The organism is Streptomyces sp. R11 (assembly GCF_041051905.1).
Lineage (GTDB): Bacteria > Actinomycetota > Actinomycetes > Streptomycetales > Streptomycetaceae > Streptomyces.
Map to the genome: position 1 here is coordinate 4158905 of NZ_CP163432.1, position 18272 is coordinate 4177176.

Consider the following 18272-nt stretch of genomic DNA (forward strand, 5'->3'; position numbering starts at 1 on the left):
CGCCCTCTCCGCCGACCGCGCGACCAGGCCCCCACACACACCCGCACCCCGACACCAACCGCCACCACCCCCGAACCCACGAAACCCACCACCCACCCACCCAGGCAATCCCCACCACCCCCGCGACAATGACCCCATGGCCGACCTCCACACCCCCGCCGCCCTCGACACCCTCCGCACCCGCTTCACCCAAGCCCTCAACGCAACCCGCTCCCCCGCCACCACCCCCGACCCCACCCCCTACGCCGAAAGCCTCCTCACCCGCTGGCAGGAACCGCAGCGGCACTACCACACGCTCACCCACCTCACCGCGGTCCTGGACCGCATCGACGAGCTGGCGGGGCACGCCCGCGACGCGGACGTCGTGCGGCTCGCCGCCTGGTTTCACGACGCGGTGTACCTCCCCGACCGCTCGGAGAACGAGGAGCGCTCGGCCCGCCTCGCCGAACGCGCCCTCGTGGAAGTCGGTGTCCCCGCGGAGCGGACCGCCGAGGTGGCCCGCCTCGTCCGGCTCACCGTCAGCCACGCCCCGGCGCCGGACGACCCCGACGGCCAGGTCCTGTGCGACGCAGACCTGGCGATCCTCGCGGCGCCGCCGTCCGCGTACGCCGCGTACACGGCCGCCGTCCGCGAGGAGTACCACTTCGTCCCGAACGACGCCTTCCGTGCGGGCCGCGCCGCGATCCTGCGCCAACTCCTGGACCTGCCGAGCCTGTTCAGCACGCCGTACGGACGGGAGAAGTGGGAGGCCACCGCCCGCTACAACCTCGCCGCCGAGCTGGAAATGCTGTCGCTCTGACGAGCCCCGCCGCCGTAGCCTGCACGGCATGCGAGACATGGGCGGGGAACGCGTACAGGAAGCCGTGGCGAGCTGCGTGGCGCTGCTGCGGACGGCGGTGGACCGGGACTGGGGCGGGGCGAAGGCCGGGCGGCTGGAGTGGAGTTGCCATCAGACGGCGTTCCACATCGCCGAGGACCTCATCGCCTACGCCGCCAACCTGGCCGGCCGCGCCCAGGACGACTACGTCCCCTTCGAGATCACCCTCGACGAGGGCACCGACAACGAGGGGCTGGTCCACGTCATCGAGACGACCGGCGCCCTCCTCACCGCAGCCGTCCGCACCGCTCCCCGCGAGGTCCGCGCCTTCCACCCGTACCCCTTCCGCAGCGCGAACCGCGAGGGCTTCGCCGCGATGGGCGTCGCCGAAGTGCTGCTGCACACGCACGACATCGCCGAGGGACTCGGGGTGGCGTACGAACCGCCCGCCGAGCTGCCCGGGTTCGTCCTCACGACGATCTTCCCGCACGTCCGGCCCGACCCCGACCCCTGGCACACCCTGCTCTGGGCCACCGGCCGTGGCGACCTGCCCGGCCGCGCGCCGGTCACCGAGTGGCGCTGGCGCAACAACCTCGTCCTCCCCACCGACCGCCTCACCCTCCAGGGCGTCACCCCCGCGGCCGCCGCCGACCTGAGCGCGGGCGGCGACGGCGGGTTCACGTGGGTCGTCGGCGGCCCCTTCGAGGGGACGCGGGAGGCCGCCGGGATGACGTCGAAGGCGTACGAGGAGGGAATGCACCGCCCCGAGTTCGGCCTGTTCGTCCTCGTCCGGCGGGAGGACGGCCTCGCGGTCGGCGGCATCGGCTTTCACGGCGCCCCCGACGAGGACGGCACGGCGGAGGTCGGCTACGACCTCGTGGAGGGCGTCCGCGGACGCGGCTACGCGAGCGAGGCGCTGAGCGCGCTGTCGGAATGGGCCCTGGCCCGGGACGACGTACGCCTCCTTCGCGCGGCGATCCATGACGACAACGTCCCGTCACAGCGCGTCGTCTCCCGCGCCGGTTACGTACGCACGGCCGTCGAGGAGGAGCGGGCGGTACAGGAGCAGCACGACATGGACCACTCCCTGCGGCTCTACGTCCGCCGCGGGCATCCCGGGGCGGCCTAGCCTGGGGCGGAGCCGACCCGCACCGTCGCAGGGAGCCGTCATGTCGTTCACCGCCGAGGAGATCGCCTACCTCACCTCGAACCCACTCGCCCGTCTCGCCAGCCTCTGCGCGGACGAGCAGCCCGACGTGGTCCCGGTGGCCCTGGAGTTCGACGGGACTCACTTCTGGGTGGGCGGCCCCGGCGAGGAGGTCCTCGGCACCCGCAAGTTCCGCAATGTCGCCCGCGGCCGCGACAAGGTGGCCTTCGTCGTGGACGACATGGTCTCCGTCGAGCCGTTCGTCGCCCGCGGCATCCGGGTGTACGGCGTCGCGGACGGCCCCGTGGAGCGGGTCGGGATGGTGGGGCCCGGCCACTACCTGCGCATCACGCCGACGCTGTCATGGAGCTGGAACCTGTCGGACCCGCCCCGGCCGGTCGGGGAGTCCTGGTACCCCATGCGTCGAGCCGAGCACTCCGCCCCGAACCCGTAGGCCGTGACTCAGGTCACATCCACTCATGTCACATCGCTCCGAGCCGGTCCGTCATAGCTGTGTAACCACCGACGAACGGCAAGGGAGTTGGCCATGAGCGCCCGACTGAACATCTTCGGAATCCCCAGCGCCGGCAAGATCATCAAGCACATCACCTCGGCGAGCAAGGTGGTGCACGACTCGACTCTGCCGGTCACCACCCAGCACCTGGTGACGCTCCGCGCCAGCCAGATCAACGGCTGCGGCTTCTGCACCGACATGCACAGCAAGGACGCCGTCGCAGCGGGCGAGGACTGGCTGCGCCTCAATATGGTCGCCGCCTGGCGGGAGGCCACCTGCTTCACCGAGGCCGAGCGCGCCGCCCTCGAGCTGGCGGAGGAGGGCACGCGCATCGCCGACGCGGCCGGCGGGGTCTCGGACGAGGTGTGGGACAACGCCGCCAAGCACTACGACGAGGAGCAGCTCGCCTCCCTGGTGTTCCTGATCGGCCTCATCAACGCCTTCAACCGGATGAACGTCCTCATCCAGCAGCCGGCCGGCGACTACCAGCCCGGCCAGTTCGCGTAGCCCGGACACATTCCGCCGACCCAGGGGGCGGCCAGAAGGGCCAGGGGGCGGTCAGGGGGCCCAGGGGGGCGGTCAGGGGGGCGTCAGCCCGCCTCCCGCCCCTTCGGCCTGCGCAACCCCGCCCCCTGCAACAGGCGCACCACCTCACGACTGCTGACCTCCACGGCACCCGCCCGCACCGCATCGGCATAGCGGTGGGACGGGACGTCGTAGTGGTCCCGCTCGAAGGCCCGCCGCGGTACGCCCAAACCGTCGGCGAACGCGTGCAGTTCGTCGTACGACAGGTCGCTCACGAGGTGCGACCACATCCGCCCGTGCCCCGGCCAGGTCGGCGGGTCGATGTAGATCGTCACGGCGTCACGCGCTCTCTCCCGAGGGCCGCGCCCCGCCCGCGCCGGCCGCCCCCAGCGACCCCACCGCCGCGACCTTCACACCCGCCTTGTGGCACACCCAGTGCGGATCGGGCCCCAGCTCCGGCTCGACCTCCAGCGCATGCGGATCACCGGCGCCGCACACCGGGCACAACGGCCAGCGCCCGAACCGGTCCAGCAGCGCGTCCTGCACGTCCTGGGCGACCAGCCCGGCCACGAACTCCACACCGTCCGGCCACTGCTCCACCCACCAACGCCGTTGCACGACCGACTCCTCGACCAGCGACACGACGTCCGCCTCGGCGACCTCGCCCGCGACCAGGTCGGCGAGCACGAGGGCGCGGGCCGTGTGCAGCGCCTGTTCCAGCGGGCTGAGCGGACTGATGGGTTCCATGGTCCTATTGTGCGCACTCTTGACCACGGCACGGGGTGGAAATATTTTTCAAAGGTGAGCAATGACGTGAAGGAAACTTTCGGCCGCGCGGGGCCGACCGGTCCGGCCCCGGCGCCCGCCGCCCTCGCGGCCAAGGTGCGCACCCTCGCCCCGTCGATGACCCGCTCCATGCAGCGCGTCGCCGAAGCGGTCGCGAACGATCCGGCGGGATGCGCGGCCCTCACGGTCACCGGCCTGGCCGAACTCACCGGCACCAGCGAGGCCACCGTCGTGCGCACCGCCCGCCTCCTCGGCTACCCCGGCTACCGCGATCTGCGCCTGGCCCTCGCCGGCCTCGCCGCCCAGCAGCAGTCGGGCCGCGCCCCCGCCATAACGACCGACATCGCGGTGGACGACCCGATCGCGGACGTGGTGGCGAAGCTCGCCTACGACGAGCAGCAGACCCTCGCCGACACGGCCGCCGGCCTCGACACCGCCCAGCTCGGAGCGGCCGTATCGGCTGCCGCCGCCGCCCGCCGGATCGACGTGTACGGCGTCGGGGCGTCCGGGCTGGTCGCCCAGGATCTCGTCCAGAAGCTGCTGCGGATAGGGCTCATAGCCCACGCGCACAGTGATCCGCACCTCGCCGTGACGAACGCGGTGCAGTTGCGGGCGGGTGACGTGGCGATAGCCATCACCCACTCCGGATCGACCGGGGACGTCATCGAGCCGCTGCGCGTGGCGTTCGAGCACGGCGCGACGACCGTCGCGATCACCGGGCGTCCGGACGGGGCCGTCACCCAGTACGCCGATCACATCCTCACGACGTCCACGGCGCGGGAGAGCGAGCTGCGGCCGGCGGCGATGTCGTCCCGGACCAGTCAGCTGCTCGTTGTGGACTGCCTGTTCGTGGGGGTGGCGCAGCGGACCTATGACACGGCGGCGCCCGCGCTGGCCGCGTCCTACGAGGCGCTGGCGCATCGGCACCGCAGATAGACCGTGGGCCCGACGGTTCCCCACGCCCCTTTGCCTTTGGGTCGGAACAGCACACCGGAAACTGGAAAGAGCCGCCTGCGCCATGACCTCTCCATCCAACCCCCGTGATCTCCGCGCCGAGTTGGAGACCCTGACCACCGAGGCGTTCCGCCCCGAGCTCGCCGAGATCGACCGTCTCCCCACCCTGGACATCGCCCGGCTCATGAACGGCGAGGACGCGGCCGTGCCCACCGCCGTCGCGCGGCGCCTCCCCCAGATCGCCGCCGCCATCGACGCCATCGCGGAACGGATGGCCCGGGGCGGCCGCCTCATCTACGCGGGCGCGGGCACCGCCGGGCGCCTCGGCGTGCTCGACGCCTCCGAGTGCCCGCCCACCTTCAACACCGACCCCTCCCAGGTCGTCGGCCTCATCGCGGGCGGCCCCGAGGCCATGGTGGTCTCGGTCGAGGGCGCCGAGGACTCCAAGAACCTGGCCCGCACCGACCTAGACGCCCTCGCGCTCACCCCCATCGACACGGTCGTCGGCATCTCCGCCTCCGGACGCACGCCGTACGCCATCGGCGCGGTCGAACACGCACGCACGCAGGGCGCGTTGACGATCGGCCTGTCCTGCAACCCGGACAGCGCCCTGGCGTCGGCCGCCGAGCACGGCATCGAGATCGTCGTGGGCCCGGAACTCCTCACCGGCTCCACGCGCCTGAAGGCGGGCACGGCCCAGAAGCTGGTCCTCAACATGCTCTCGACGATCACGATGATCCGTCTGGGCAAGACCTACGGAAACCTGATGGTCGACGTCCGAGCCTCCAACGACAAGCTACGAGCCCGCTCCCGCCGCATCGTCGCCCTGGCCACCGGCGCCGACGACACCGACATCGAACGAGCCCTGACCGAGGCGGGCGGCGAGGTGAAGACGGCGATCCTGATCCTCCTGGCAGCCGTGGACGGCCCTACGGCGACCGGGCTTCTCGATGCGGCGAAGGGGCATCTGCGGGCGGCGATGGGCGCGGCCGGGCGGCCGAAGAGCAGCTGACCGGACGCGTCCGTCGTATCAACTCCCCTGTTAGCGTGGCTACATGACGGCACCGAAGACGTTCCGCATCGGCGGCGATCTGGAAGTTCGACGGCTCGGGTTCGGGGCCATGCATCTGCGGCCGGAGACCGACGAGGCCCGGGCCGGCCACCTCGCGGTCGCCCGGCGGGCCGTCGAACTGGGCGTCACACTGATCGACACGGCGCACATGTACGGCTGGGGAGCGAACGAGGATCTCCTCGCCGAGGCCCTGCACCCGTACCCGGCCGACCTCGTGATCGCCACGAAGGTCGGCATCCGCCACACCACCTCGGGCGAGGGCTGGCGGCACGCGGGCGAACCCGCCGACCTGCGCGACCAGGTCGACGAGGCCCTGCGCCGCCTCCGCCTCGACCGCATCGAACTGCTCCAGCTCCACCGGCTCGACCCCGGCGTACCGCTTGCCGACCAGCTCGGCGCGCTGCGCGACCTGCGCGCCGAGGGCAAGGTGGGCCGGATCGGCCTGTCCGAGGTCACGGCCGCCGAGCTGGCCGAGGCGCGGACCGTCGTCGACATCGCGAGCGTCCAGAACCGCTACAACCTCCTCGACCGCGAGCACGAGTCCGTACTCCAGGCCTGCGAGGAGGCGGGCATCGCCTTCCTGCCGTGGCGGCCGGTCGCCGCCGGACAGTCGGGGGCGAAGGCCGAGATCGCCGCGGTGGCAAAGGAACTGGACGCCACCCCGACGCAGGTCGCCCTCGCCTGGCTCCTCGCCCACTCCCCGGTGATCGTCCCCATCCCGGGCACGACGAGCCTCGCGCACCTGGAGGAGAACCTCGGCGCGGACGCCGTCCACCTCACCCAGGAGCAGTACCACCGTCTCAACCGCGCCTCCGAGGCTGCCTAACGCGGCAGCCTCCCCTCCCGGTTGACCTGCCTCACCCGCGCCAACAGCTCCTCCTTCGTCGGCGCGGGCTCCACGGGCTCGCCCCGCAACACCGCCGCCAGCCGCTCCGCGGTCCGCACATTGCAACGCCCCAACTGGACCAGCGCGAACGGCTCTTCACCGGCGCCGGTCACCGGGTCCACACACAGGGACGGCAGTACGACACCCACGCCCCTGAGAGCCTCCCGCAGCGACAGCACGACTTCCTCGGTCGACCGCACGTATGCCCCACCTCTCCACGCAGAGTTTGCGATTCACAACACAGCGTGTCGGTCACGGCTCTAGCCTGGCCAGACGGGGCGCCCCAACAACCTCGTCTGGTGGACCGGGAGTTGCACATGCCAGCACCGAAGGATCTCGATCCGTCGTCGTCGCCACGCGCACTGCTGGGGGCGGAGTTGCGCCATGCGCGCGAGAAGAAGGGGCTCAGTCAGGACGCCCTGGGCCTGAAGCTGTTCGTGAGCGGCGCGTTCATCGGCCAACTGGAGGCGGGAACGCGGCGATTGCGGCCCGACATGGCCGTGATGGTGGATGAGGTGCTGGAGACGAAGGGCTTCTTCACGCGGAACTGCGGGGCGGCCAACAAGTCCAGGTATCCGGAACACTTCGCGGAGGCGGCGGAGGCCGAAGCCGAAGCCACGGCGATCAGGCAGTACGCCCAGCTGCTCATCCCCGGACTGTTGCAGACGCCTGCGTACGCACGGGCCGTGTGCCGCGCCTACCAGCCGACGGCTCCGAAGGAGAAGATCGAGGAGTTCGTGGCGGCCCGGATGGAGCGCACCCGACTCCTCGACGATCCAACAGATCCGTTGTTGTGGGCGGTGATTGACGAGGCCGCCCTGCGCCGAGTGACGGGCGGGCACGAGGTGATGGCGGAGGCACTGCGCCGCATCGCCGACTTGAGCCGCAGGGGTCGGGTCCTCGTTCAGGTGCTGCCGTTCGGTGCGGGAGCACACGCGGCAATGGAGGGCTCGATCAAGCTGATGGACTTCGAGGACGCTCCTCCGCTGGTGTACTTCGAAGGGGTCGGCACCGGACGGCTTGACGACGACCCGGCCACTGTCAGGCACCTGAGATTCACCTACGAACTCCTCACAGCCTGCGCACTCTCGCCGCAGAAGTCCCTAGCCCTGCTCGAGGCGATGGCGCAGGATTACGCCCATGAGGAGCATCCCTGAGTACGACCTGGACGGCGTGACCTGGCACAAGTCCAGCTATAGCGGCGGCAGTGGCGGCGACTGCCTCGAAGTCACCCACGACCTCCCCACCCTCATCCCCGTCCGGGACTCAAAGCACCCCCACGGCCCCAAGCTCATATTCACCGCACCCGCCTGGTCCGCCTTCGTCAATGAGGTCAGAAGCTGACCTAATCGGCTCCTACCGTGACTCTCATGACTGAGACCACGCACAACACCGAGCGCGCCGACCTGCTGGAGACGCTGGCCAAGCACCGGTACTTCCTCCGCTTCACCGCCCGCGACCTCACCGACGAGCAGGCCGGACAGCGGACCACCGCCAGTGAGCTGTGCCTCGGCGGCCTGATCAAGCACGTCACGTCGACGGAACGGAACTGGGCGGACTTCATCGAGCACGGCCCGTCGGCGATGGGTGACTTCGACTCCATGACCGAGGCGGACTTCGCCCGGCGGGCCGACGAGTTCCGGATGCTGCCCGGCGAGACGCTGGCCGGTGTGCTGGCCGAGTACGAGAAGGTCGCCCACCGCACCGACGACTTGGTCGCCGGCCTGCCCGACCTGAACGTCTCCCACCCGCTCCCCAAGGCCCCGTGGTTCGAGGCCGACGCTCGCTGGTCGGCCCGCAGGACGCTGCTGCACATCATCGCGGAGACCGCCCAGCACGCCGGGCACGCCGACATCCTCCGGGAGTCCCTGGACGGGGCGAAGAGCATGGGCTGACGTCGGGCCGTTGGCGAAGAGCCGAGGACTTCGCACACACTGGCACCCATGAACCACGCCCAGCTGACCGCCCTGGGCCGCGCCCTCCGCCTCCTCGGCGAGCACGGCGAGGCCCTCACCGCCACCACCCCGGATGCCAAGCTGCACGAGGTCAAGGCGGACCTGCGGCGCGCTCTCGATCTCCTGGACGAGAGCGTGTCCACGGCCGCCCCGACCACCCGCTGCCCGGAGCATCCGGGCGGCCCGGTCGACGCGGCGGCCCCCGACCTCTGTCTGCTCTGCGAGACCCGCCGCCGGGCGGCCCGCCGCTCCGAGTACAACGGCACCGGCCCGGCGGCCCCCCGTTCCCCCGAGCACACCGCCCCGTCCCGCTACGGCGTCCGGGGCGACCGTCCACAGCCCCAGCAGCGCTGGCTGCCGGAGCTGTGGAACGGGCAGGAGTGGCAGCTGTGCGGCACGCCGCGCCGCGACCGCCGGGAGGCCGAGCTGTACATCGCCGCCCAGCGTCGCGGGCCGCGCCCCGCGATGGCCTACCGGCTCGTGCACGAGTTCACCGACTACGAGGTGCTGCGCGTGTGGGGCACGCCGGTGAAGGTCGACATCGAGCCGCTGGGCAACCTTTAGCCGCAGCCGGCCGCGGCCACTACTTGGCCGTCGCTCCCGCCGGCGCCGCCGCCGGCGCCACGGGTTCCTCGACGGCAGCCGGGCCGGCCTTCGGAATGAACGACGCCACCACGAACGCCAGCAGCGCCGCCCCGGCGCCCACCGCAAGGACCACCTTGAAGCCGTTCTCGGACGGGAGGGCGTACCCGCCGAGGTTCGTCGTCATCTGGGCGAGGATCACGCCCGCGACGGCGCTCGCGGTGGACGTACCGAGGGAACGCATCAGCGTGTTGAGGCTGTTCGCGGCGGCCGTCTCCGACGCGGGCACGGCGCTCATGATGAGGGCGGGCATCGAGCCGTAGCCGAACCCGACGCCGGCGCCGATGATGCAGGCCACCAGGACGAAGTGCCAGACCTCGGACATCAGGACGATGTTGAGGCCGTAGCCCACGGCCACGATCAGGACGCCGATCATCAGCGTGACCTTCGGGCCCTTGGCCCGCGAGATGGCCGCCGACACCGGGGCCGTCGCCATCATCACCAGGCCGGACGGGGCCATGCACAAGCCCGCGACCAGCATCGACTTGCCGAGGCCGTAGCCGGTCTGCGCGGGGAGCTGGAGGAGCTGCGGGATGACGAGGCTCATTGCGAACATCGCGAAGCCCACGGCGATCGAGGCCAGGTTGGTGACCAGCACCTGACGCCGGGCGGTCGTCCGCAGATCGACCAGCGGCTGCTCGGTACGCAGCTCCCACCAGCCCCAGGCCGACAGGATCACGACGGAGGCGGCGAACAGACCGAGCGTCGTGCCACTGCCCCAGCCCCAGTCGGCGCCCTTGGAGATGGCCAGGAGCAGGCAGACCAGTCCCGCCGCCATCCCTATGCCGCCCACCAGGTCGAAGCGCCCGCCGGTGCGCACCTTCGACTCGGGCACGAACAGCACCACGCACACCAGCGCCACGACACCCATGCCGGCCGACGTCCAGAACAACATGTGCCAGTCGAAGTTGTCCGCGATGAGCGCGGCGGCGGGCAGGCCGAGCGCGCCGCCGATGCCCAGGGAGGCACTCATCAGGGCGGTCGCGGAGCCGAGGCGCTCGGCGGGGAGTTCGTCGCGCATGATGCTGATGCCGAGCGGGATCACACCGGAGGCCAGGCCCTGGAGCGCCCGTCCGACGATCATCGGGACCAGCGCGTCGCTGAGCGCGCAGACCACGGATCCGGTCACCAGCAGTACGACGCTGACCAGCAGCATCCTCCGCTTGCCGTACATGTCGCCGAGCCGCCCCATCACCGGCGTGGCGACAGCGGCGGCGAGCAACGTGGCCGTGACCGCCCAGGCGGTGTCCGACGCCGGGGCGTCGAGCAGCCGGGGCAGCTCCGGGACGATCGGGATGACCAGGGTCTGCATCAGGGAGACGACGATCCCGGCGAAGGCCAGCACCGCCACCACGGCGTTCGACCTCGGCGGGGCGCCGCCCCCGGCCTCGGCGGGAGGGGCAGGGAGGTGGGACATGGCGGGGCCTCCGTCGGCGTACGAACATGAAGGTACGTAATTGACCAAGGCAACCTTAAGTCAGTTGATTGACTTACTCAACCGAGGCAGTTCAGGGCTGGCTCTGCCATCGACGGGACGCCGGCTGACCTGCCGGTCATCCTGGCGATGGCCTGCGCGATCCGGCGCAACCGCCATAACGGGGCTCCGGCTTCAGCGGTTGTCGCGTATCCGCATGCTTCCGGCACGCATGTCGCCCAGCGTTTCCGCGATCACTTCGACGCCGGCGGTAATGGTGTCGGCGTCGGGAGTGACGCTGACACGGAAGCACTGACGCGTATGAAGACCCAGCCCCCGGCTGTGCTCGGGTTCGGTGAAGAAGTGCCGGCCTGGTACGACGAAGACGCCCCTGGCCTTCAGGGCCTCATACAGCGCCAGGTCGTCGAACCACTCCTCGTCCACCCAGACCCAGAAGAACATGCCGCCCTCGCCCTCGTGCAGCCGCCATGCGATGTCGGCGGGAAGGCGGTCCAGGAGCAGCGACTTCACGAACTTCCTGCGCTGGGTGTAGAACGGGCCTATCTCCAGGGCCACAAGGGAATCGAGGACGTCCGAATTCAGGGCGCGGGCCAGCGCGGCCTGGACCAGCTGTGGCGCGTGCAGCGTGGAGTTGGCCATGCAGGAGACGATCGGGGAGATGTACCGCTCGTCCGCGATGGCGAATCCGAGACGCTCTCCCGGAAGTCCGGTCTTGGAGAGCGAGAAGACGTTGATGACGCGGTCGTGTCGCAGTGGGGGCGTCGTCACCTCGCCGATGCGGGGGAAAGGCGCGCCGTACGCGTTGTCGATCATCAGAGGTACGTCGTGGGCCTCGGCGGCGGAGACGAGGCTCCGGATCTCGTCGGGCGCTGCGCATCGGCCGGTCGGATTGCTCGGGGTGGACAACAGCATCAGTCCGACGTCGGTCAGCCTCTCGACGGCGGGCATGTCGAAGAGATACCGGAACGAGCGCTCATCCTGCCGTTGCAGGATCGGTTCCACCCCGGCGACTCCTCCGGGCACCAGGGAAAGCCCCTGGTAACCGGTGTAGTCCGGCGTCATGGGCAGCACCAGCTTTGTGTCACGGACCTCGCCGGGCCCGGTGAACAGCGTCGCGGCGATGAAGCAGAGCATTTGGCTACCGGGCCCCACCACGACGTTCTGGGGTCCGATGTCCCAGCCGTAGTGCCTGTTGAAGTAGCCGACGATCGCGTCTATGAGTGTGGGCAGCCCCCGGGACGGACCGTACTGGCAGCTGACCGCCCCGAAGCTGTCATCCAGTGCCTCGGCAGTCATGCGCCGCCAAGTGTCGCTGACCTCCGGTATGTCTGCTGGGTTTCCTATGCCGAGATTCAGCCACTCCCGACCCGTGGCCGAGCCCATGGAGGTGGCGATGTCCTCCATGATGAGCCGCAGCCCCGACAGCCTCGCCATCTTGTTTCCCGCCCGAGAGAGCCCCACTACGTCATGTCCTTTCTGTCGATGCAATGGCGGGCAGGTGCGCGGCATGGCCGAGTGAAGTTCCCTCCGCCGAGCGCTCCGGCCGGAATTCCTCAACGAAGCTGACGATTTCCGGGGGCAGGGCTTTGGCCGGGTTTCTTCGGCGCGGCATCCCCGACACCCGGGCGTGCCCCCTCCCCGATGCCGTCGACCAGCCACGCCACCGTTCCGTCCGGGTTGTCACAGACCCTGTCGAGCAGGGCCAGGAAGTCATCCGTGACCCGCTCGACCACACCGGCGGGGAAGAGGTCGACCGCGTAGTCCAGGAATCCGCGATAATCCCGGTCCTGTGCCACAAGGGTGAAACACAGGTCGAACTTCGAGACCCCAGAGTCCATATAGACGCGCCGAGCCTCCAGCCCGGGCAGCCGCATCCGTGACGGCTGGGCGTCATCGACCACGAGCACCGTGCGGACCATGCCTCGGCCGCCGACTTGGCCACGTCGCCGTGTCATGCCGACCAGTTCGCCGTACGAGATGTCCTTGTACGTGATCGCTTCGTGGGCGCGGGTGCGCACGTGGGCCACCAGCTTCGCGAAGGACGCGTCGGCGTCCACGGTCACACGCAGCGGCAGCAACGCAATCATCGGAGCCATCACTTGGTCGTGGCTGGCGGAATCGCGGTGCGAGACAGGCGTGCCCAAGACCACGTCCTGCGCGCCCTCGGCCGCGTGCAGCAGCACAGACACGATGGATGCGAATACGGCGAACGGCGTGACACGAAGTCGTCGGCACACAGCTCGTACGCGCTGAGCTGTCTCGGCGTCGACTTCGAAGGTGATTCTCCCCCCGCGATCCGGGGGCTCGCCGCCCGCGCCGGCCGGTGCCAGAGTGTCATCAACGGCGAGGGTGCTGGCCGCATCCGGGGACAGTTCGCGCAGGTTCTCCCGCCAATAGGCCCGCACCGCAGGGTCTCTCGGGGTCGACTTCCTGGCCAACGCGTGGGCGCCCGGCTGCAGTTCCACTGGAGCAACCGCTACAGGGCGCCGCTCGACGTAAGCCCGATAGTGCTCTTCGAATTCCCGTTCCAAGGTGTGCAGTGCCCAGCTGTCGACCACCAGATGGTGCAGCTGGACGACGAGGACCGTCGTATGCTGCGCCACCTCGACCAGCGTGGCCCTTATGGGGCACTCGGCCACGTCCATGGGACGACGCACCAGTTCTTTCAAGGTGTCGTCGAGGGACGCGGCGGCGCAGGACACGGTCTCCAGTTCCAGTCCGTGCTTCTCGGGAAGAACCCTCTGCACCAAGCGGTCGTCGTCCAGGCCGAACCGACTGCGCAGCCCCTCATGGCGCGCCACGATCCGCTCCAGTGCCCAGTGCACAGCACCCCGGTCGAGGGCGCCTTCGAGACGGTAGACCCATGATTCGATGTAGCGGGACCCGCCGTCCCGCAAATGGTCGTCCAGCCAGATCGCTTCCTGTTCGGCCGTCAACGGGTAGACGCCCGGACCGGTTGGCACCTGCTGTTCTCGGCCCTTCAAGGCCGACCGCCCCGAGAGCTCGCCGCCATCCGCCGCAACTCGGCCTGATCGGCCTTGCCGTTCGCCGTCACGGGAAAGCGGTCCAGCCTCCGGATCACGCGCGGCACCAAGTAGTCGGGCAGAAGGAGGGACAGCGCACGGCGCAGCTCTCGCTCGCCCAGGAGGCCGTCGGTGTCCCCGGAACCGTCCACCGACTGCGCCACGTAGCACAACGCCAGGCCGCTCACCTGACCGTCCGGTGCGCTGAGCGGTACCACGATGCACTCGCGGACGCCTTCGATTCCACGAGCGGCGTTTTCGATCTCGGCCAACTCGATGCGGTATCCGCTGATCTTCACCTGGCGATCGCGCCGGCCTCGGAACTGCAGCACACCCTCGTCGTCGACGAGCCCGAAGTCACCGGTGCGATAGATGCGTACCGGAGAACCGTCGATCTCCACCGTGGGGAACTTCTCCGCCGTCATCTCCGGCTCGTCCAGGTAGTGCACGGCGAGACCGGTTCCCGCGACGCACACCTCGCCTGTCTCGCCGGCGGCACAGGGCGTGTCCGTTGACGAGAGGATCAGCACGGTCGTGCCTGGCACGACACTGCCCACCGGGATGCCCTCAGCGATGTCGCAGTCCTGCGGACGGATGAGGTGTGTTGTGGTGAGCATGCAGTTCTCGACGGGCCCGTACCCGTTGCGCAGCGGTATCGACGGGTGGCGCTCAAGGAAGGTCCGCACGTGTCCGGGGGACAGCTTCTCGCCACCGATGAGCATCTGCCGCACCCCGGTGAAGCAGTCCACGTCCTCGTCGACGAAGAGATTGAAGAGCGAGGTCGTCAACCACACCGTGTCCACGCCAACGGTGTGGATCAGCTCTCGAAGCGTGTTCGGCAACAGGTGCCCCTGCGGAACGAGAACCGCGCATCCGCCGGTGCTCAGCTGGCCCCACAGCTCGAACGCATACATGTCCCACGCGATGGCCGCTGCCTGCGGTGTGACGTGCCCCGGCCCGAAACCCGCGAGGCCGTGGGGTCCGAAGAGCCGGGTGACGGCACGGTGCGGGACGACGACGCCCTTGGGACGACCGGTGGTGCCCGAGGTGAAGAACACCGTCGCGGGATCGGCCGCGGTGACGTGAGCCGGGGTGAAGGCGGAAGCCCTGGCCGCCGGCTCGGTGAGGTCTTCGAACTCCACGCGGAGGACCTCGGCATCTGCCTCGACCTCCGTGGCGGGTCCGGTGACGACAACCTTCGGTGCCGTCTGCGCGAAGATCGCCGCCTGGCGGTCGGCCGGCCAGTCCGGGTCGATGTTGGCATAGGCCGCTCCGCACTTGAGCACAGCGAGCTCCACGGCGACCAGCTGAGGAGAGCGGGGCAGGACGAGCGGGACGATCTGCCCGGGGCCCGCCCCATGGGCGGCCAGCAGCGCGGCGTAGGCGTCCGAGGCCGCGTCGAGGACCCCATAGCTGATGGCTGAACCATCAAGGATCAGCGCAGGAGCGTCGGGCTGCTCGGCGGCGTGGCGGGAGAACGAGGCGTGGATCAACGACGCGGCTCCGCCCGGCTCAGACATGTGCCTTCTCCGCCTCGGTCCGCAGCTCCTGGACGAACTCGTGCAGGACATCATTGGAGAAGAACCAGAGCGGCAGCGCCTTCATGCCGAGGACTCGTTCGATCCGTGTGCAGATGCGGATCGCTTGCAGGGATGTTCCGCCGAAGTCGTAGAAGCTGTCGTCACGGCCCACTCGGTCCACGTCGAGTACCTCGGCCACGATGTCCGCCACCTGCTTTTCGAGCTCGTCCTGTGGAGCCTCGTAGGGAGCCTCCACGAAATCCTCGCGTCCGGCCGTCATGGGCATACTCCTCGCTTTCTCGAATAAAAGGCATACGGGCGATTGCCGTGTATGGTCGGTCAGTTTCTGCAGTACGGGGCGAGCGCCGCGGCGATTTGGGAGTGCACCGCTGCGGGGGAGTCAAAGATCGCGAAATGTCCGCCGGGCAACGCGTGAAGCGCGAATTCCCGTACGGTGTGTATCGCCCAAGGCTCTGTCAAGGCCACATCCGCGCACTGGTCGTCGATCCCGGCGAAGGCGGTGATCGGAATGTCCAAGGGCGGTTCCACTGCGTACGCGTAACCTTCGTTGACGGAGAAATCGGCGGCCAACAGAGGCTGGAGCAGAGCGAGCAGACCCGGCTCGGCAAGGACCTCCTCCGGTGTGCCGCCGAGCTGACGCAGCAGGCCGGCCAGCTCGACCAGGTCCATGTCCGCCAGGTCGTGCCTGGTGAGAGGAGTCTGCGGAGCGCATCGCCCGGACACGAACAGATGGACCGGCAGGGGACCGTCGATCCGACGCAGCTCACGCAGCGTCTCGAAGGCGCACAGCGCCCCCGTGCTGTGACCGAAGACGGCGTACGGCGCCCGCACCGAGTCGGTGATCACCTTCGCGAGCTCTTTGGCCAGCGGCTCCACGCTCGTGAACGGTTCCTCCCCGCGTCGTCGCTCACGACCGGGAGGCTGGACCGGGCACGCCGCGATCTCGGGCGGAAGGCCCTGTCCCCAACTCCTGTACGAGATGGCACCGGCACCTGCGTGCGGCAGACACAGGAGCGTGATGTCGGCCTCCGAATGGGGGCCGAACGGCAGCCAGGGATTCCCCTTCGTCATGCTGTCCCCAAGGATCGTGTGCGCGTCTGTGAATTCCCCCCGCGGCCCATCGTTCAGCGAGCCAAGCTGGTTTGACGGATATGGGAAAGAATGGAGTCCCGTGTGGCGGCCTCGCTGGACGGATCGTTCCCCACGCTGTCGACGACGACCGACTTCGTCGCCGCCGCGCCCGGCCAGTCGCCCTGGAACGGATGATCGCGGGAAACGATGTGGAGTACGTCGCCGTTCCAACGCGGAGCGGCGTTGTTGTGAGCGGCGATGAGATGGGTGATCCAGCCCACGTAGTGCTTGATGAACAATTCGGCCGAGTCCTGGACCTCCTCGATGCTCGCCCCGTCGTCGGCCATCGTTTCCATGGCGAAACTCCGCAGGATATTCCGAACTTCTTCGATGGTCCGGAACGGGTCGTTGCGCAGCGCCTCGGCGGAGAAGAGAAGGCCGCACGAAGCCGCGTCGAGGGCCGCGACCGCCTCGTCGCCGCCGAAGGCGGCGAACGCGGTACGGCACTCCTCCTCGACCGCCTCAGCCGGACAGGGCCCGCTGTCCAGGAGGATCAGCGTCGGCGCCGTTCCCCGCTCGGCGGTCAGCTGCGCCGCAGCCTCCTGCGCGAGATGTCCCGCCATGCAATACCCGATGACGCCGACCACCAGTGACGGTTCGACGCCGGAATTCCTGACCAGTACCCGCGCATATGACTCGGCGTACAGCTCATCGGGCAGCTCGCTCTTCATCGCATAGCGAACATCGAATCCGTCGTCTTCCAGTCGCATGTCACTGACATGCTTCGTATCCCGGCGCCCGGGGTAGTCGAACACAAGGAGCTGGGGTTTCTTCATAAACCTATGAGCCCAATCTGTAAGGTAGCCCGACTTTCAAGGAGGGGAGAGCGCGGCCCTCACCAGCTCGTCGCTCCCCGGAAGGTCCCCGGTGCGGGCATGCCGGGTGCCGGCGGCAGCACCGGAAAGAGCGGGCTGATGCTGGACGCCGCGCACCAGCTGTCGCTCCCCGATGACCGGTCGCACCAGTGGATCCGCTCCCAGCGCAGCGCGGCGGCGTTCAACTCGACCAACGCCCGGTAGATCTCGGCGGCTTCCGCGAGGCGGCCGTCCTGCGCAGCGACGGGAGCCTGGCGTTCAGTCAGCCGGCCGAGGTAGTCCCAGTCGGTGGCGCCGGCCGACTCGACCGCGCCGACGAAGGCCTCCCAGAGGTCCGCCGCCACCTGCCGAAGCCTCCCGAGCAGTTCGGTTTCGCGACCGGTCGACGGGCACCGCCGCTGCGGCCCGGCGGCGGCCGCCTCGAAGGCCCGCCTGTTCCCGCCCACGAGGCTGACCACCTTCGCCGAGCCGCTGTCGTCGGGTGTCCGGCACCCTTCCACGGCCGGGTACTGCCGGCTCTCCGGGAGCTCCCGGCCGAGTGCCGCCACCGAGCAGGCGAAGTCGATCAGCCGGACTGCTCGTCGGACGCTGTGGACCGCCAGGTGGAAGTCGCGGACCTCAACGCAACGTGCCGCCAACGAGAGGCCGTCGACCGAATGGGCGGCAATGAATTCCATGAGTGGCCGGGCCGCCGACGAAAACGGCCGCCGCGGGAGTCCGCTCCCGGGCACGTCCCCTCCAGAACCGTCCACGGTGTTCCTCTCCTGTGCTCGGGTACCGGCGCCGGCCTGGAATGGCCGGCTGCCCGTCCTCCTCCGTCACTGCCAGCCGGTGTCGGTCAGCGACATGACGGCCCGGGGAGCCGCCGAAGCATCGACACGCCCGGGGGCGGGGTGAGTGGTCCCCGACACGGAAACGACCACCGCCGAAACGGCGAGAACGACGGCGACAAGAGCAGACGAAAACTTCGCGGACATGATTTGTTCCCCCTAAGAAAAGCTCTCAGATTTCTTCGAGCTCAACCTCTGA

General features: G+C 69.5%; 22 protein-coding genes. 11 read left to right on the forward strand and 11 right to left on the reverse strand.

Going from position 1 to position 18272, the window contains the following annotated elements:
- Positions 1–136 precede the first annotated feature (136 nt).
- From AB5J55_RS18890 to AB5J55_RS18905, 4 genes are all read left to right on the forward strand, one after another.
- Entirely contained in the window at positions 137–799 is a 663-nt protein-coding gene (locus tag AB5J55_RS18890; protein WP_369271816.1) for a hypothetical protein, read from the forward strand.
- A 28-nt stretch (positions 800–827) separates the two neighbouring features.
- The gene (locus AB5J55_RS18895) at positions 828–1946 is read left to right on the forward strand and encodes a GNAT family N-acetyltransferase (protein ID WP_369271817.1); all 1119 of its coding nucleotides are present in this window, start codon (positions 828–830) and stop codon (positions 1944–1946) included.
- Positions 1947–1986: 40 nt separating this feature from the next.
- On the forward strand, positions 1987–2418 hold the full coding sequence (locus AB5J55_RS18900) for a PPOX class F420-dependent oxidoreductase (RefSeq protein WP_369271818.1): 432 nt from the start codon (positions 1987–1989) through the stop codon (positions 2416–2418).
- A 93-nt stretch (positions 2419–2511) separates the two neighbouring features.
- Positions 2512–2985, forward strand: a complete 474-nt coding sequence (locus AB5J55_RS18905; protein WP_369271819.1) for a carboxymuconolactone decarboxylase family protein — start codon at positions 2512–2514, stop codon at positions 2983–2985.
- Between the two features lie 83 nt (positions 2986–3068).
- Here the strand turns inward: AB5J55_RS18905 and AB5J55_RS18910 are convergent, their stop codons facing one another.
- On the reverse strand, positions 3069–3338 hold the full coding sequence (locus AB5J55_RS18910; protein ID WP_328426892.1) for a DUF4031 domain-containing protein: 270 nt from the start codon (positions 3336–3338) through the stop codon (positions 3069–3071).
- A 4-nt stretch (positions 3339–3342) separates the two neighbouring features.
- On the reverse strand, positions 3343–3741 hold the full coding sequence (locus AB5J55_RS18915; protein ID WP_369276229.1) for a hypothetical protein: 399 nt from the start codon (positions 3739–3741) through the stop codon (positions 3343–3345).
- Positions 3742–3804: 63 nt separating this feature from the next.
- Here AB5J55_RS18915 and AB5J55_RS18920 point away from each other — a divergent pair, with 63 nt between their 5' ends.
- The 3 genes from AB5J55_RS18920 (at position 3805) to AB5J55_RS18930 (ending at position 6641) form a co-directional block, all read left to right on the forward strand.
- Complete coding sequence (locus AB5J55_RS18920; protein WP_369271820.1) at positions 3805–4725, forward strand: MurR/RpiR family transcriptional regulator; 921 nt, start codon at positions 3805–3807, stop codon at positions 4723–4725.
- Positions 4726–4807: 82 nt separating this feature from the next.
- The gene (gene murQ, locus AB5J55_RS18925) at positions 4808–5755 is read left to right on the forward strand and encodes an N-acetylmuramic acid 6-phosphate etherase (RefSeq protein WP_369271821.1); all 948 of its coding nucleotides are present in this window, start codon (positions 4808–4810) and stop codon (positions 5753–5755) included.
- 43 nt (positions 5756–5798) lie between these two features.
- Positions 5799–6641 (forward strand): aldo/keto reductase, encoded by an 843-nt coding sequence (locus tag AB5J55_RS18930; RefSeq protein ID WP_369271822.1) that lies wholly within the window; start codon positions 5799–5801, stop codon positions 6639–6641.
- Here the strand turns inward: AB5J55_RS18930 and AB5J55_RS18935 are convergent.
- Positions 6638–6901: a hypothetical protein gene (locus AB5J55_RS18935; RefSeq protein ID WP_369271823.1), complete on the reverse strand. Its 264-nt coding sequence runs from the start codon at positions 6899–6901 to the stop codon at positions 6638–6640. The two genes, AB5J55_RS18930 and AB5J55_RS18935, sit on opposite strands and share 4 nt — an antisense overlap.
- 117 nt (positions 6902–7018) lie before the next feature.
- Here AB5J55_RS18935 and AB5J55_RS18940 point away from each other — a divergent pair, with 117 nt between their 5' ends.
- The 4 genes from AB5J55_RS18940 to AB5J55_RS18955 are packed head-to-tail and all read left to right on the forward strand — an operon-like array spanning position 7019 to position 9220.
- Positions 7019–7858, forward strand: coding sequence for a Scr1 family TA system antitoxin-like transcriptional regulator (locus AB5J55_RS18940; RefSeq protein ID WP_369271824.1), 840 nt, complete (start codon positions 7019–7021; stop codon positions 7856–7858).
- Complete coding sequence (locus AB5J55_RS18945) at positions 7842–8045, forward strand: DUF397 domain-containing protein (protein WP_369271825.1); 204 nt, start codon at positions 7842–7844, stop codon at positions 8043–8045. Before AB5J55_RS18940 ends, AB5J55_RS18945 begins: the two co-directional genes overlap by 17 nt.
- 26 nt (positions 8046–8071) lie before the next feature.
- On the forward strand, positions 8072–8596 hold the full coding sequence (locus AB5J55_RS18950; RefSeq protein ID WP_369271826.1) for a DinB family protein: 525 nt from the start codon (positions 8072–8074) through the stop codon (positions 8594–8596).
- 48 nt (positions 8597–8644) lie between these two features.
- Positions 8645–9220: a hypothetical protein gene (locus AB5J55_RS18955; RefSeq protein ID WP_369271827.1), complete on the forward strand. Its 576-nt coding sequence runs from the start codon at positions 8645–8647 to the stop codon at positions 9218–9220.
- A 19-nt stretch (positions 9221–9239) separates the two neighbouring features.
- On the opposite strand, the gene AB5J55_RS18960 is transcribed toward AB5J55_RS18955, so the two are convergent.
- The 8 genes from AB5J55_RS18960 to AB5J55_RS18995 all read right to left on the reverse strand — a co-directional run bounded on the left by AB5J55_RS18960 (position 9240) and on the right by AB5J55_RS18995 (position 17920).
- A complete protein-coding gene (locus AB5J55_RS18960; RefSeq protein WP_369271828.1) occupies positions 9240–10715 on the reverse strand; it encodes an MFS transporter in 1476 nt (491 codons plus the stop codon).
- A 192-nt stretch (positions 10716–10907) separates the two neighbouring features.
- Positions 10908–12167, reverse strand: coding sequence for an aminotransferase class I/II-fold pyridoxal phosphate-dependent enzyme (locus AB5J55_RS18965; protein ID WP_369271829.1), 1260 nt, complete (start codon positions 12165–12167; stop codon positions 10908–10910).
- Positions 12168–12286: 119 nt separating this feature from the next.
- Positions 12287–13669, reverse strand: a complete 1383-nt coding sequence (locus AB5J55_RS18970; protein ID WP_369271830.1) for a condensation domain-containing protein — start codon at positions 13667–13669, stop codon at positions 12287–12289.
- Positions 13670–13713: 44 nt separating this feature from the next.
- On the reverse strand, positions 13714–15276 hold the full coding sequence (locus tag AB5J55_RS18975) for an amino acid adenylation domain-containing protein (RefSeq protein ID WP_369271831.1): 1563 nt from the start codon (positions 15274–15276) through the stop codon (positions 13714–13716).
- The gene (locus tag AB5J55_RS18980) at positions 15269–15556 is read right to left on the reverse strand and encodes a phosphopantetheine-binding protein (RefSeq protein ID WP_369271832.1); all 288 of its coding nucleotides are present in this window, start codon (positions 15554–15556) and stop codon (positions 15269–15271) included. Before AB5J55_RS18980 ends, AB5J55_RS18975 begins: the two co-directional genes overlap by 8 nt.
- A 59-nt stretch (positions 15557–15615) precedes the next feature.
- Entirely contained in the window at positions 15616–16368 is a 753-nt protein-coding gene (locus AB5J55_RS18985; protein WP_369271833.1) for a thioesterase II family protein, read from the reverse strand.
- Positions 16369–16421: 53 nt separating this feature from the next.
- Positions 16422–17204: a hypothetical protein gene (locus AB5J55_RS18990; protein ID WP_369271834.1), complete on the reverse strand. Its 783-nt coding sequence runs from the start codon at positions 17202–17204 to the stop codon at positions 16422–16424.
- Positions 17205–17263: 59 nt separating this feature from the next.
- Positions 17264–17920 carry a hypothetical protein gene (locus AB5J55_RS18995; protein WP_369271835.1) on the reverse strand — a complete coding sequence of 219 codons (657 nt, stop codon included), beginning with the start codon at positions 17918–17920 and terminating at the stop codon, positions 17264–17266.
- Positions 17921–18272: the final 352 nt, after the last annotated feature.